Here is a 15616-nt window from a genome sequence, read left to right as displayed (position 1 = left end):
AACGAATAGATTATGAAACGTAGATTTATAAAATATATATTGGGAGTTGTGTTAATGTCAGGAACTTTAGCATCATGTGATTTAGATACTTCTCCTACAACAGCTTTAGAGGATACAAAAGTGTTTAAGACAACTGCTGGAAATGAAAAAGTTTGGATTGGTTCTTGGGTTTACTTAATGGAAACTTTTAATAGTTATGCTAATCCAGGTTATGGATCTTTTTTAAGAGCTAGTGATGCTATGGGGAATGATGCTGTGCTTAATGGAAATTATGGTTTTGTAAGTCATTATAGATTTTCTGCGATATATGGTAAGGGAGGAACGAATAGTTTAAGCTGGATCATGACTTATAAAGTTATTGATAATATGAATAATATTATTGATAAGATAGATGTGTCAGAGGGAACACCAGCTGATAAAAGACGTATAAAAGGTCAGGCATTGGCTTTGAGAGGATTTATGTATTTACATTTAGCTTCTAGTTATGCATTTGCAATAGATTATGATCCAGAAGCTAAGACTGCACCTATTTATTTAACCCCAACTACAGCTAATACTGAACCAAGACCATTAGCTTCTGTTAAGGAGTTATATAATCAATCGATTAAGGACTTGGAGGATTCATATGGTATGATTCCTGATTTGAATACTTATAAGAGAGGTTCTGATAAATTTAAAATAGACCAACAAGTGGTCTTAGGTTTGTTGTCAAGAGTTCATTTATATGCGCGTAATTGGGAAGAAGCTAAAAAGTATTCAAATTTAGCTTTAGAAAACAGTGATAGATTAATGAGTGAAAGTGATTATAAGAGTGGTTTTAATGATGCTAGTAATGTAGAGTGGATTTGGGGGCACTTGCAAACTCCAGAACAGAGTAATGCATCTTATCAATTTCATTATTTAGATACCACTTCTCCTGATAGTTATTATTATAGCTTTAATGCGGATCCTTATTTTAGAGACTTGTTTGATGAAGGGGATTATCGAAAAAGTATGATTTACTGGGCTCCTAATCCTTCTAATAAGGAGCCTAAAGAAAAAGATGCAGCTTATATGCGTTATGCTAAATTTAAGTTTAAAGCGGGGCAAATAGCTGACATTGTATTAATGCGAACTTCGGAGGTTTATTTAATTAATGCTGAAGCGAAAGCTCACTTGGGAGATGGTGATGCTATTGTAAAGTTAAATCAATTAAAGTCTGCTAGAGGTGCAAAAGTAGTTAACGGACTAGGAGGAAAAGATCTTTTAGAGGCTATTTATTTAGAACGTCGTAAGGAATTGTTTGGAGAAGGTTTTGCTCTTGTTGATATTGTTAGAAATCAGAAGGCAGTAGAACGTAAGGCCATACCAACTGGAATGACAGTACCTTTTACTTATGAAGTGACAAATACTGATGGTACAGTAAGTAATGTAACAGTGAATTTACTTGCAAATGGACATAATGTATTGAATTTTCCAGATAAAAGTAATTTTGTTCCGAATAGTAAATATTACTTATACCGTATTACAGATTCTGAAATAAATGAGAATCCACATCTTTAAAATAAATGAATTAATTAGTTAGCAAAAATGGAGTTTTCAAAATATTTGAAGGCTCCATTTTTTTATACAGAGTATTGACTATTTAGCGTTATGTTAATACTAGAAAAAGTTATGTATTTTTGTAGTAGAATATTAATAAGATACTTTATTCTAGCAATAGAGGAGTGGAAGAGTTAACTTAAGGAGATAAGGATGTTAAATATAGGGATAGTAGAGAGTCAAGAAATCACGCGTTACGCTTTACAAGGGCTTATTAGAGAGGTTTGCTCAGGAGAGGTAAGTATTGTTGAGATTGATGATTTGACGGGCTTAAAGAGTTATCTTCTAAAGAACCCTAGTGCAATCATCATTGTAGATCCTTTTAGTAGATGTCTAGAGAAGCAAACGGAGTTATTGCTACTGCTGCGAGAGCAAAGTGAGAAGTCACAATGGTTGTTGTTTTTTAGTGAGTTAAATGAGCAATGGTTAAAACAGTTTTTGTCTAATCGCATTTCTGCTTTTAATATTGTCTTTCAAAATGATAAACTAGAACATATCAAGGAAGGTATCTATAAGACTATTTCTAAGGAGACCTATCTCGCACCTTGGATAATGAAGAAGTTAGAAGAGCATCAGGATAGTATTCTGAAAGTAGAACAGGTGCTTACTAATGCTGAGCGTGAGATACTAAAAGAAATAGCATCAGGAAAAATGACTAAGGAGATAGCTGCAGACCGCAATATTAGTGCTCATACAGTGATAACACATCGCAAGAATATATTTAAGAAACTAGGTGTTAGCAACGTGTATGATGCAACGCGATATGCTATTAGAGCCGGTATTATTACTGTAAATGAGTATTATATCTAAAGATGAAAATAAAAAAAAACTGCTATTAAGCAGTTTTTTGTTTTATATAAAGTTTTGATTTTTAAACATCTCAACGTTTATTTCTTCGATATAGTTTAAGACTTCGTCTCTACCTGTCTTGTCTTCTGATGAGGTAACAAAGCACGGAGGCATTTCTTCCCAGTTATCAGCTAACATTTTCTTTCTGTAGTCGGCTATTAGTCCAGCTACTTTTTGTTTACCTACTTTATCAGCTTTAGTAAAGATGATAGAGAAAGGAACTTCTGTCTCTCCTAGATACTGCATGAATTCTAAGTCAATCTTCTGAGCCTCATGTCTGATATCTACTAATACAAAGGCACTTACTAATTGTTGTCTATTCTCGAAGTAATCTGTGATGAACTTCTGGAATACAGCTTTAGTCTTTTTAGATACTTTTGCATACCCATAACCTGGTAAGTCTACTAAATACCAATTAGAATTAATTTTAAAGTGGTTGATTAGTTGTGTCTTTCCTGGTCTAGAAGAGGTTTTGGCTAAGTATTTTTGATTAGTAAGCATATTGATCAGAGAAGACTTACCTACATTAGATCTACCGATGAATGCGTATTCAGGGATAGGTTCATTAGGACACTTCTTAGCGTCAGAGTTACTAACAACAAATTCAGCTGTATTTATTTTCATTTTACTTGATATTTCTTTTGATAAACCACGCGTTTAGTAATTCGTTGAATTGATCTGGGTGTTCCATCATAGCAGCATGTCCACACTCGTCGATCCAATACAGGTCAGAGTCAGGTAGTAGTTCATTGAACTCTACAGCTACTTCAGGAGGGGTTACTTTATCATTCTTTCCCCAGATTAAACACGTAGGTACTTTTATTTTAGGTAAATCTTTAGACATATTGTGTCGTATCGCACTTTTGGCGATAGTAATAGTCTTGATTACTTTCATTCGATCATTAACTGTAGCAAAGACTTCGTCTACGATTTCTTTAGTAGCTATTTCTGGGTGATAAAATACATCTTCAGCTTTCTTCTTGATATATTCATAGTCCCCACGTTTAGGGTAGCTGTCTCCCATAGCACTTTCGTATAAGCCAGAGCTTCCTGTTAATACCATCGCTTGAAGATATTCAGGATACATTTTTGAAAAGTACAAAGCGATATGTCCTCCTAGAGAATTCCCTAGCAAGATCACTTTTTTATAACCTCTTCTATCTATAAAATCTTTTACAAATTTTGCGAAAGCCTTTACATTCGTTTTTAAAATGCTGTTCGTGTAAAGTGGAAGTTCTGGAAGAACTACTTTGTAACCTTCATTTGGGAAAAAATTTGTAACACCATCAAAATTGCTCAGACCTCCCATTAATCCGTGTAAGATAACAATTGGTGTACCTTCGCCAATTTCTATAAAACGGAATTTACCATCTTCTTTTAAAGTTCGCTCCATGTAGTTTCTAAATGCGATTTTTAAATTCCCACAAATATACGTTTTTAAATATGAGAAAAATTCTAAAAGGAGTAATAATTTATTGTAAAAGTGTGAATTTGTCCATTTCAGCGCTTCTGGCCTTGTTGTAAATGCTAATTTATGGATGTTGATAAAAGCATTTTTATAGTCAAATGCGAGGGTTCGAATTGTGATTTGTATTTTAAAATTAAGGGCTATTAGTCAGCTGATTACCCTATTTACTTGAATTATTTAGTTTAACACTCAAAACTTATCAACAAAGTGGGAAAAAGTGGTAAATTGTGGTAAAAAATTGACTACATTTGCTAAGATTATATTTATAGGTGTACATAGATGGCAATAATCGGAACATATGAATGCAAAATAGACGCCAAAGGAAGGGTGCTAGTACCTGCTTCTCTAAAGAAGCAGTTGCCTGGTATTGGTGATGGTTTTGTATTAAAACGTTCTGTTTTTGAGAGCTGTTTAGAGTTATGGCCGATGGCGGAATGGGATAAAATGATGAGCAAAATAGGAAAGTTGAATCCTTTTGATAAAAAGAATGATGCTTTTATTCGTCGTTTTATGGCCGGTGTGAAGAATGTTGAAATAGATGATGCAGGACGTCTTTTGATAGCGAAAGACTTAATCGATTTTGCACAAATAAGCAAGGATCTTGTTTTTTCGTCTAAAGTGAATATAATGGAAATTTGGGATAAGAAATTGTATGAGGCAACGCTAGAGGTAGATGATTTTGATTTCGGAGAGTTGGCTCAGGATGTAATGAGTAATATAAGTTTTGATGAGTAAAGAAGAATACGGTTATCACAGACCTGTTTTGTTGACAGAGAGTATTGATGGATTAATTACTGATCCGAATGGTGTCTATGTAGATGTGACATTCGGAGGAGGAGGGCACTCTAGAGAGATACTTAACCGTCTAGGAAGTGAAGGAAAGTTGTTTGCATTTGATCAAGATGAAGATGCATTAGCTAATGCGATAGATGACCCAAGGTTTACTTTGATTAATCAAAACTTTAGATACCTGAAACGTTATTTGCGTTTTCATGGAGTGAAGGAGGTAGATGGAGTGTTAGGAGATTTAGGAGTGTCATCACATCAGTTCGACGTGCCAGAGAGAGGATTCTCGACAAGATTTGATGGTGAGCTAGATATGAGAATGAATCAGTCTGGAGATATCTCTGCTTTTAACGTGGTGAATGAGTATGAGGAAGCAGATCTTAGAAATATGTTTTATATGTATGGGGAATTAAAAAATGCCGGAGCAATTGCAAATACAATTGTCAAAGCTAGAACAGATGCCCCAATCAAGAATACAGATGAATTAAAAGAGGTGTTGGCTAGATTTTTACCTGCACATAAGAGTGCTAGAATTTTGGCTCAGATATATCAAGCGATTCGAATAGAAGTGAATCAGGAAATGGATGTATTGAAAGAAATGTTGACACAAAGTCAAGAGGTCTTGAAGCCGAAAGGAAGATTAAGTATTATCTCTTACCATTCATTAGAAGATCGTTTAGTGAAACGATTTATGAAAAACGGAATGTTCGAAGGAGAACCTGAAAAAGACTTCTTTGGAAGATTTGAAGTTCCGATGAAACAGTTAGGGAAGTTAATCTTGCCTACTGATGAAGAAATTGCAGTAAATAATAGAGCTCGCTCTGCGAAATTGAGAATTGCCGAGAAAAAATGAAAAATAAAATAAGTAGCCCAGGAGATATTATCAAAGCGAAGATTCTTGTTAATGAGAATTCAGCTAAGACTTGGGCATTTATTATTTATGTAATCATTTTAAGTTTATTGTTAATTGGTAATACTCAGTCGTATGAGGCGAAAGTATTTAAAATAGCAAAACTAACTCATGAAGTGAAGATGTTGCGTGCAGAGTTTGTTGATACAAGATCAGAGTTAATGGAATTAAAGATGGAATCTACCATCACTAAGAACTTAGAAGAGGATGGGATATTTCCTTCTGAGACACCAGCGACGAAGATTAAAGTAACTAGAGAAGTAGAAAAAGAAAGTTTTTGGGATAAGTTATGGCGCTAAATAATAAGAATATTTATGTGAATATATACCTTATCTCTGCTTTGGTTTTGCTCTTTGCAGGAGGGATTGTCTATCGATTAGTACAGATCCAAGGGATAGAAGGAAAGGAGCTAAGAGCTAAGGCTCAAGATAAAACTAGAGTAAAGATAGAAGAGATTCCTGCGAATAGAGGGAATGTGTATTCGTCAGATGGAAGTCTATTAGCGACTTCTGTACCGGTCTTTGAAATTCGTTTTGATGGTTTGGCACCTAGTGAGAAGGATTTTTATGAGAATGTGAAGCCGTTATCTGATTCTTTAGGAGTGATGTTTAAGAAAACTTCTAGCTATTATGAGAATTTGCTTAGAAAGGCTAGAAAGAATGGAAACAGATATGTATTCATAGCTAAAGATCTTAGTTATACACAATATGTAAGAGTTAAAAGCTTTCCTCTTTTAAAAAGAGGCCCTTATAAAGGAGGGCTTATATCTCTGCAAAAAACAATTAGGCAACATCCTATTGGTAAGATTGCACAACGAACAATCGGGTATGAAAGAAAGAATGAGGATAATTCTTTCACTCGAGTGGGAATAGAAGGAGCATTTACATCTTATTTAAGTGGAGTAGATGGTCGTAGAAAGATGCAAAGTCTTGGAAAGGATCAATGGAAGCCTATTAATGATGAAAATGAGATAGAGCCTATCGATGGGCAAGATATCGTATCTACCATTGATGTCTATATACAAGATATCGCTCACCATGCACTACTAAAACAATTAGAGTATTATAGTGCAGATCATGGGTGTGTGGTGGTAATGGAAGTTGGAACTGGTGCTATTAAGGCTATTTCTAATTTAGGACGATCTGAAAGTGGTAATTATTATGAAACGATTAATTATGCTGTAGGAGAGAAACACGAGCCTGGTTCTACGTTTAAGCTAGCATCATTATTAGCTCTTTTAGAAAAAGGTAAAAGTGATACTGCTAGGATATACGATACGAATGATGGTGTTGTGAAATTCTATAATGCTAGAGTTCGTGATTCTAAATGGGGAGGATATGGTAAGATATCGTTAGCTAGAGGAATAGAGGTGTCTTCAAACACTGTAATAACACAAGCAGTGAATGAAGGATTTAAAGATAAGCCTAGTGAGTTTACTAATTATCTATCTACTCTAGGTATGGATAAGGCATTAGATATACCTATTAAAGGAGCTAGTGTACCTTATATACCGAAACCTGGTAAAAAAGGGTGGAGTGGATTAGCGCTGCCTTGGATGGCTTTTGGGTATGGTATTTCAATAACACCTTTACATACATTGACATTGTATAATGCAGTAGCAAATAATGGAGTAATGGTGAAACCAATGTTTGTCTCAGAAGTAAAAGAGTTTAATAAAACAGTGGTGAAGTTCGAACCAGAGGTTTTAAACCCTCAGATTGCTTCTCCAGAGGTTATTAAACAGGTACAAGGAGTACTGACTAATGTAGTTGTAAAAGGTACAGGTAGAAAAGTAGGTTCTCCTAATTTCTCAATGGCGGGTAAAACGGGAACTGCTCAGGTAAATTATGGAAAAGGAAAAGGAAAGGATATGTATTATTCTTCTTCTTTTGCTGGTTATTTCCCGACAGAGAATCCGAAATATTCATGTATAGTAATTATACATAAACCAGATAGAACGAAGAGTTATTATGGTGCGGATGTGTCTGGACCAGTATTTAAACGTATAGCACAGAAGATATATACGGATGTGCCTACAACAACAAGTTTGAGCAATATAGATGAAGTACCATCTAATGTGAGAACGAGTTACCAAGATTATCATGAAATAGTAATGGATAATCTTGAAGTTATGCCTGATGTGAGAGGAATGTATGCTATGGATGCAGTACCTCTTTTAGAAAATCTAGGCTTAAAAGTAGAAATAAAAGGAATAGGAAAAATAAAGAAACAGTCTGTAATAGCTGGACAAAAAATAAGTAGAAATCAAAAAGTAGTATTAGAACTATCGTGAAAAAGTTAAACGAATTATTATACAAAGCAAAAATGATATCTGTTACAGGAGGTGATTTAGAACTTTCTATAGCAAAGATTGCATTTGATTCACGTGAAGTTTCAAAAGAGACTCTATTTGTAGCTATACCTGGTACTGTAGTAGATGGTCATGATTATATCACACAAGCAATCAAAGATGGTGCTAGTGCTGTTATTTGTGAGAAACTACCAGTTGATATTGCACAAGGAGTAACTTATATTTTAGTAGAAGATAGTAATAAGGCATTAGCCATCGTTGCTAGTAATTTTTATGACAATCCTTCTTCTAAATTAAAATTAGTAGGAGTAACAGGTACCAATGGTAAAACGACTATTGCTACTCTACTATATACATTGTTTAAGAATTTAGGATACGAGGCAGGTTTATTGTCTACTGTAGTTATAAAAGTAGGAGATATAGATTATAATGCTACTCATACTACGCCAGATTCTCTTACGATCAATCATTATTTAAATGAGATGGTAGAGGCTGGATGTGAATACTGTTTTATGGAAGTTAGTTCGCATGGTATTGTTCAGATGCGTACACATAGTCTAGAGTTTGATGGAGGGATATTTACTAACCTAACACACGATCATCTAGATTATCACAAAACATTTGCTGAATATAGAAATGCGAAGAAAGCCTTTTTCGATCAGTTGCCTAAAGGTTCTTTTGCAATAACGAATGTAGATGATAAAAATGGGTTGATTATGACCCAAAATACAGATGCAACTATCAAGACTTACGGTCTTAAGAATGTAGCTGATTATAAAGCAGAAGTATTAGAAAGTCAGTTCTCAGGAATGCTGATGAAGATTAATCAGCGAGAGATTTGGGTTCAACTAATAGGACTCTTCAATGCTTCTAATCTATTGGCTGTTTATGCAGCAGCTATTCAATTAGGAGTGAATGAAGATGAGGCTTTATTAGAAGTAAGTAAGTTAACTAGTGTAGCAGGAAGATTCCAATACGTAGTATCTTCTAAGAAGGTTACTGCTATAGTAGATTACGCTCACACACCTGACGCATTAAAAAATGTAGTAGAAACAATTAACTCTATTCGTACTTATAATGAGAAGCTGATCACAGTAGTAGGATGTGGAGGTAATAGAGATAAAACAAAAAGACCAGAGATGGCACAGATAGCCTCAGAACTGAGTAATAAAGTAATATTCACTTCAGATAACCCACGATTCGAAGACCCTGTTGTAATCTTAGAAGAAATGGAAAAAGGAGTGGAGCCTCAGAATACGATGAAGACGATAATAGTGGTAGATCGTAAGCAAGCTATCAAATTAGCTTGTCAGCAGGCAGAAGCTGGGGATATTATTTTAATCGCTGGTAAGGGACATGAGACTTATCAGGAGATTAAAGGGGTAAGAAATCATTTTAATGATTTAGAGATTGTAACTGAATTTTTAGAACAATAGAATAAGGGAGATTTAAGGTATGTTATATTATTTATTTGAGTACTTAGATGATTATTTCAAAATTCCTGGAGCGGGGATGTTTCAATACATCACTTTCCGATCAGGTATGGCTATGATATTCTCATTGCTGATTTCGATCATCTACGGTAAGAGAATTATCAAATATCTACGAAAAATGCAGATTGGTGAGACTGTGCGTGAGCTTGGATTAGAAGGGCAGAAGGAAAAAGCAGGTACACCAACTATGGGAGGGCTAATCATTATTGTAGCAACCCTTATACCAGTTCTATTATTTGCAAAACTTGACAATACATACGTTTTATTACTTTTATTAACGACAGTATGGATGGGGACTATCGGATTCTTAGATGACTATCTAAAGATGAAGAAAAAAGATAAGGAAGGACTAAAAGGACGATTTAAAGTAATAGGACAGGTAGGACTAGGATTAATCGTAGGAGCAGTGCTTTATTTTAGCCCTACCGTAACGGTTAGAGAAATGCCTGCAAATAGAGCGTTAGTAGAAGATGTAGCTAGTAGATATGATGTGAAATCAACAGCAACGACTATTCCTTTTCTAAAAGATAATGAATTTGATTATTCGATTTTAATCAGTTGGTTAGGAGAAGGAGCAGAGAAATATACTTGGTTGATCTTTATTCCTATTGTGATCTTTATTGTGACAGCTGTCTCTAACGGAGCTAACCTAACAGATGGTATCGATGGTCTGGCCGCCGGTACGTCAGCAATCTCAACATTTGTGTTGGGAATTTTTGCGTTTATTTCGGGGAACGTTGTGTTATCAGCCTATTTGAATGTAATGTACATACCCCATTCAGGTGAGATGACTATTTATATAGCCTCCTTTATGGGTGCATTGATAGGGTTCTTATGGTATAATACTTATCCTGCTCAGGTATTTATGGGAGATACTGGTAGTTTAACTATCGGAGGTATTATAGCAGTATTAGCTATAGCTGTACGAAAAGAATTAATCATTCCAGTATTATGTGGAATATTTTTAGCAGAGAACTTATCAGTAGTATTACAGGTAGGCTACTTTAAATATACGAAGAAGAGATATGGGGAAGGAAGAAGGATATTTTTAATGTCTCCACTTCACCACCATTTCCAGAAGAAAGGATATCACGAGAGTAAGATTGTAACTCGATTTTGGATTATCGGAATATTGTTAGGGATATTCTGTATTGTTTCTTTAAAGATTAGATAGTATGAAGGTAGTTGTATTAGGAGCAGGAGAAAGTGGAGTAGGTACAGCTGTACTAGCTATGACCAAAGGGTATGATGTATTCGTTTCAGATTTTGGACAGATTGAGGATAAGTACAAGACTGTTCTTAACGAGTTCAATGTACGCTGGGAAGAAGGAAAACATACAGAAACAGAAATATTAAGTGGAGATATAATAGTTAAAAGTCCTGGAATACCAGATAAAGTAGCTATTATTCAAAAAGCATTAGCAGCGGATATTGATGTTATTTCGGAGATAGAGTTTGCTTATACTTTTAATACAGAGCCATCTGTCGCTATAACAGGTAGTAATGGAAAAACAACAACGACGATGCTTACTTACCATCTATTGAGTAAGGGAGGATTGAATGTTGGTATAGGAGGAAATATAGGTGATAGCTACGCTAAGCAGGTAGCTGTGAATCCTGAAAAGTGTTATGTGTTAGAATTGAGCAGTTTTCAATTAGATGGCATACGCAAGTTTAGACCTCATATCGCTGTTATTACTAATATTAGCCCAGATCACTTAGATCGATATGATTATAAGTATGAAAATTATATCAATGCTAAGTTTAGAATTACATTGAATCAAACCAAAGAAGATTATTTAATCTATGATGATGATGATGTGGAGATTCAACGTTGGTTAACTAATAATAAAACTGCTGCTAAAAGAGTACCATTTTCTATTACTAAAAAGTTAGAATATGGAGCTTATTTAGAAGGGCAAAATATTGTAGTGGCTATGGACAAGGAAACAGTGGTATTACCAATTAGCGAATTGGGTGTTGAAGGAAAGCACAATGTTAAGAATGCTATGGCAGCTACGGCTGTGGCGCAATTAAAAAGAATAAGAAAGCAGAGTATTAGAGAGAGCTTATCCGATTTTCAAGGAGCTGAACATCGTTTAGAAAAGGTAATGAAAGTAGAGAATGTTCAGTATATAAATGACTCTAAAGCAACTAATATCAACGCTACCTTTTTTGCATTAGAAAGTATGAAGACACCAACAGTATGGATTGTTGGAGGAGTAGATAAAGGAAATGATTATGATGAGTTAATGCCTTTAGTTCGCGAGAAAGTAAAGAGTATTATTTGTCTAGGTGTTGATAATAGTAAGATAAAAGCAGCTTATGAACAGGTAGTGGACACATTGATCGAGGTTCAGAGTATGGAGGATGCTGTGAAGATGGCACAACGCTTAGCTGAGAGTGGTGATACAGTATTACTGTCACCAGCCTGTGCAAGTTTTGATTTGTTTAAAAATTACGAGGATAGAGGACATCAGTTTAAGGCTGAAGTAAATAATCTATAAATAGAAAATGAAAAAGTTAGTTGCTAATTTATATGGGGATAAACATATATGGACAGTAATATTTTTACTGGCCTTATTTTCGTTTGTACCTGTATATAGTGCGAGTACTAACTTAGTTTATACGATAGGTACAGGGAAGTCTACATTCTCTTATTTGTTTAAGCATTTTGCTCACTTATCTATAGGTTTTGTGTTATTGTATTTAGCACATAAACTAGAGTATAGATATTTTAGGCAATTGTCCATTCTTATGATGCCAGTAGCCATTGTGTTACTGTTCTTTACTTTGATTCAAGGTAAGACCATAGGGGGAGCAAATGCGAGTAGGTGGTTAGACTTAGGCGTTATTCAGATACAACCATCTGCGATAGCAGCTGTAGTTGTACTAGGGTATGTAGCGCAGTATCTGGTCAGTATTCAAGATAAGAAAGTTGAGTTTTGGCCTTCAGTATTAGAGTTATGGTTGCCTGTTATGGTTGTAGTTGGATTAATCTTTCCAGCTAACTTTTCTACAGCAGCTTTGATCTTCTTGATGGTTGGTATATTGGTATTTGTGGGGAAGTATCCTTTTAAATATCTAGCAGCTATTTTTGGAGCAGGAATGTTGTTTGTAACCTTGTTTGTATTGGCTGCAAAAGCTCTGCCTGAAGGAACGATGCCTAATCGTGTTGATACATGGATAAGTCGTATAGATAGATTCGCTAATGCAGATGAAGGAGGAAAGGATCTTTATCAAGTTGACAACGCTAAGATAGCTATCGCATCTGGTGGATTAGTGGGAAAAGGGCCTGGGAAAAGTGTTCAGAAGAACTTTTTACCACAGTCTTCATCGGATTTTATTTATGCTATTATTGTTGAAGAATATGGTATGGTGGGTGGACTATCGATACTGTTTCTTTATCTGTATTTGTTCTTTAGGTTTTTGATTGCAGCACATAAGGCTCCGACTTTATTTGGGAAGTTGTTGGTTACTGGGTTGGGGTTTTATTTTATATTCCAAGCCTTGATCAATATGGGAGTAGCTGTGTCGTTACTGCCTACGACAGGACAAACGTTACCTCTGATTAGTAGTGGAGGAACATCGATCTGGATGACTTGTATTTCGTTAGGAGTGATTCTAAGTGTTACCAAAAAAGAACAGGAGATACAGAAACAAGAGATGGAAAGAATGATAGAGGAAGAGCGTATGCAAGAAGAGCTAGGTAAACAAGAAGAGCTTAGGCAAAATCAAGAATTAGTAAAATAGAATATAGGAAATAATATAATAAATGAAACGTGCACCGAGAGTCATATTAAGTGGAGGAGGAACAGGAGGACATATCTATCCTGCGATAGCTATTGCCAATGAGATTAAGGCAAGGTATGCAGATGCTGAAATCTTGTTCGTAGGAGCTGATAATAAAATGGAGATGCAGAAGGTGCCGCAGGCAGGTTATAAGATAGAAGGATTATGGATATCAGGTATTCAACGAAAGTTGACTGTAGATAATCTTGCGTTTCCGTTTAAACTGATTAGTAGTTTATGGAAGTCTGGTAAAATAATTAAAAAGTTTAAACCAGATGTAGTAATTGGTACTGGAGGTTTTGCTAGTGGAGCTGTAGTGAAAGTTGCTGCTGGTAAGAATATACCGACATTAATCCAAGAGCAGAATTCCTTTCCAGGTATAACGAATAAGTTATTAGGAAAGAAGGTAAATAAGGTATGTGTGGCGTATGATCATCTAGAAAGATTCTTTCCTGCGTCAAAGATTATAAAGACAGGTAACCCTGTTAGAAATGATTTATTAGATGTTAGTTCTATGAAGGAGGAAGGTATTCGTTCTTTTGGATTAGATAGTTCTAAAGAAATTCTTTTAGTTTTAGGAGGAAGTCTTGGAGCTAGGAGAATAAATCAATTGATTGAAGAGAATTTAGAAGAAATAAAGAGAAAGAATATACAAGTTATATGGCAATGTGGTAAGTTGTACTATGAGGAGTATAAGAAATATCAGGCAGAGGGGGTATTAGTAACTGCTTTTGTGGAGAAGATGAACTTAGCCTATGCAGCAGCAGACTATGTGATTTCTAGAGCAGGAGCTTCTTCTATTTCTGAATTAGCATTGGTAGGTAAGCCTGTTATATTTATTCCTTCTCCTAATGTAGCTGAAGATCATCAGACTAAAAATGCGATGAGTATTGTAAGCGAAGAAGGAGCAATATTGCTAAAAGAAGCAGAGCTAGCAGAGCAGTTCTTGCCAACATTTACTGCGTTAGTAGAAGATAAAGTGTTGCAAAATAAGTTAGGAACTAACTTTAGAAGGTTAGCGTTACCTAATGCAACAAAAGATATAGTAGATCAAGTAGAAGCTATAATGAATATTTAAGTATGGAATTAAGTAAGATAAAGAGCGTATTTTTTATAGGAATAGGAGGCATAGGTATGAGTGCCTTAGCTCGTTATTTTAAATTTATAGGAAAGAATGTTGCAGGGTATGATCGTACTGCAACACAATTAACAGATGAATTAAAAGAAGCTGGGATTGATATCCACTTCGAAGATAATTTAGAGTTAGTAAAGGATGTGTATAAGGATAAGGAAACAACTTTAGTTGTAGTCACTCCTGCGATACCTAGTACACATACAGAGTGGAACTATTTTATCGATAATGGTTTTGATATTCGTAAGCGTTCTGAAGTATTAGGTTTGATAACTAAGGATACTTATTGTTTTGCAGTAGCCGGAACACATGGTAAGACTACGACGACAAGTATTCTAGGGCATCTATTATTTCAAGCAGGTGTTGATGTAACAGCATTTGTTGGTGGAGTAGTAGAGAATTATCAGACTAACTTAATCGGAAGTGGTAAAACAGTAACAGTAGTAGAGGCAGATGAGTTTGATCGTTCTTTTTTAAGATTGTATCCTGATACAGCTTGTATTACTTCTACTGAGGCGGATCACTTAGATATATTTGGTACTGCAGAAGAAATGTTAGTAGCATTCCAAGACTTTGCAAATAAGGTTGAGGATAAGACTAAATTCTTTAAAACTGAACAAGTAGACTTAAATGGTATTAAAGTTGGTTTTGGAGAGGACTGTATTTATAGAATAGAGAACATATCTATTGATAATGGATGGTATGTTTTTGATATTATAACTCCTAATGAGAGCATTGAAGGTGTTCGCTTTGGATTACCAGGTAGACATAACCTATCTAATGCATTAGTAGCCTTCGCTATGGCTTATAATTACGGAATAGATGCAAATGTATTAGTAGATGGTTTAGGAAGCTTTAAAGGTGTTAGAAGAAGGTTTTCTTATAAGATCAGAAGAGATGATCTTATTTATATAGATGATTACGCTCATCACCCGACAGAAATACAAGCAGTAAGTCAGGCGGTACATGAGTTATATAGTGATAAGAAGATAGTAGCTGTGTTCCAACCTCATTTGTATAGTCGTACAAGAGACTTTATGAGCGAGTTTGCTATAGCATTATCTACCTTCGATCATGTAGTGTTATTAGATATTTATCCAGCAAGAGAGTTGCCTATAGAAGGAGTGACGTCAGCAGCATTGTTAGATCAAATGACATCAGTGGATAAAGTGGTCTTGCAAAAAGAGGAGTTATTACCTTATTTAAAGGCTTCTAAGGCTGAATTAGTTTTGACTATAGGAGCTGGTGATTTAGGAGAAATGGTAGAAGATATAAAGAAAGGATTAGAATAATA

At 35.1% G+C, this 15616-nt stretch carries 14 protein-coding genes; 12 read left to right on the top strand and 2 right to left on the bottom strand.

The features are described from left to right. The first annotated feature begins 12 nt into the window (after positions 1–12). Positions 13–1542, top strand: a complete 1530-nt coding sequence (locus tag AABL87_RS01195) for a RagB/SusD family nutrient uptake outer membrane protein (RefSeq protein WP_006266805.1) — start codon at positions 13–15, stop codon at positions 1540–1542. Positions 1543–1734: 192 nt separating this feature from the next. Next, positions 1735–2391, top strand: a complete 657-nt coding sequence (locus tag AABL87_RS01190) for a response regulator transcription factor (RefSeq protein WP_006266806.1) — start codon at positions 1735–1737, stop codon at positions 2389–2391. Positions 2392–2433: 42 nt separating this feature from the next. On the opposite strand, the gene yihA is transcribed toward AABL87_RS01190, so the two are convergent. Beyond that, complete coding sequence (gene yihA / locus AABL87_RS01185; RefSeq protein WP_006259694.1) at positions 2434–3054, bottom strand: ribosome biogenesis GTP-binding protein YihA/YsxC; 621 nt, start codon at positions 3052–3054, stop codon at positions 2434–2436. Between the two features lies 1 nt (position 3055). Then, positions 3056–3823, bottom strand: coding sequence for an alpha/beta fold hydrolase (locus AABL87_RS01180; RefSeq protein ID WP_006259693.1), 768 nt, complete (start codon positions 3821–3823; stop codon positions 3056–3058). A gap of 354 nt (positions 3824–4177) precedes the next feature. Here AABL87_RS01180 and mraZ point away from each other — a divergent pair, with 354 nt between their 5' ends. The 10 genes from mraZ to murC are packed head-to-tail and all read left to right on the top strand — an operon-like array spanning position 4178 to position 15614. Then, positions 4178–4633, top strand: a complete 456-nt coding sequence (gene mraZ, locus AABL87_RS01175) for a division/cell wall cluster transcriptional repressor MraZ (protein ID WP_006259692.1) — start codon at positions 4178–4180, stop codon at positions 4631–4633. Then, positions 4626–5537: a 16S rRNA (cytosine(1402)-N(4))-methyltransferase RsmH gene (gene rsmH, locus AABL87_RS01170; protein WP_006259691.1), complete on the top strand. Its 912-nt coding sequence runs from the start codon at positions 4626–4628 to the stop codon at positions 5535–5537. Before mraZ ends, rsmH begins: the two co-directional genes overlap by 8 nt. Beyond that, positions 5534–5893, top strand: coding sequence for an FtsL-like putative cell division protein (locus AABL87_RS01165; RefSeq protein ID WP_006259690.1), 360 nt, complete (start codon positions 5534–5536; stop codon positions 5891–5893). Before rsmH ends, AABL87_RS01165 begins: the two co-directional genes overlap by 4 nt. Beyond that, positions 5884–7887 carry a penicillin-binding protein gene (locus AABL87_RS01160; RefSeq protein WP_006264624.1) on the top strand — a complete coding sequence of 668 codons (2004 nt, stop codon included), beginning with the start codon at positions 5884–5886 and terminating at the stop codon, positions 7885–7887. The genes AABL87_RS01165 and AABL87_RS01160 overlap by 10 nt, the downstream gene beginning before the upstream one ends. Continuing rightward, positions 7884–9341: a UDP-N-acetylmuramoyl-L-alanyl-D-glutamate--2,6-diaminopimelate ligase gene (locus AABL87_RS01155; protein WP_006259688.1), complete on the top strand. Its 1458-nt coding sequence runs from the start codon at positions 7884–7886 to the stop codon at positions 9339–9341. Before AABL87_RS01160 ends, AABL87_RS01155 begins: the two co-directional genes overlap by 4 nt. A gap of 19 nt (positions 9342–9360) precedes the next feature. Further along, positions 9361–10572: a phospho-N-acetylmuramoyl-pentapeptide-transferase gene (gene mraY, locus AABL87_RS01150; protein ID WP_341276796.1), complete on the top strand. Its 1212-nt coding sequence runs from the start codon at positions 9361–9363 to the stop codon at positions 10570–10572. Position 10573: 1 nt separating this feature from the next. Beyond that, positions 10574–11905: a UDP-N-acetylmuramoyl-L-alanine--D-glutamate ligase gene (gene murD / locus AABL87_RS01145; protein WP_341276795.1), complete on the top strand. Its 1332-nt coding sequence runs from the start codon at positions 10574–10576 to the stop codon at positions 11903–11905. Between the two features lie 7 nt (positions 11906–11912). Continuing rightward, positions 11913–13151 (top strand): FtsW/RodA/SpoVE family cell cycle protein, encoded by a 1239-nt coding sequence (locus AABL87_RS01140; RefSeq protein ID WP_006259685.1) that lies wholly within the window; start codon positions 11913–11915, stop codon positions 13149–13151. Between the two features lie 22 nt (positions 13152–13173). Beyond that, positions 13174–14268, top strand: coding sequence for an undecaprenyldiphospho-muramoylpentapeptide beta-N-acetylglucosaminyltransferase (gene murG, locus AABL87_RS01135; protein ID WP_341276794.1), 1095 nt, complete (start codon positions 13174–13176; stop codon positions 14266–14268). Positions 14269–14270: 2 nt separating this feature from the next. Beyond that, positions 14271–15614: a UDP-N-acetylmuramate--L-alanine ligase gene (gene murC / locus AABL87_RS01130; RefSeq protein ID WP_131540286.1), complete on the top strand. Its 1344-nt coding sequence runs from the start codon at positions 14271–14273 to the stop codon at positions 15612–15614. Positions 15615–15616 lie beyond the last annotated feature (2 nt).

Source organism: Myroides sp. C4067 (assembly GCF_038039665.1).
Lineage (GTDB): Bacteria > Bacteroidota > Bacteroidia > Flavobacteriales > Flavobacteriaceae > Flavobacterium > Flavobacterium odoratimimum.
This window is presented reverse-complemented; position numbering and strand designations above follow the sequence as displayed.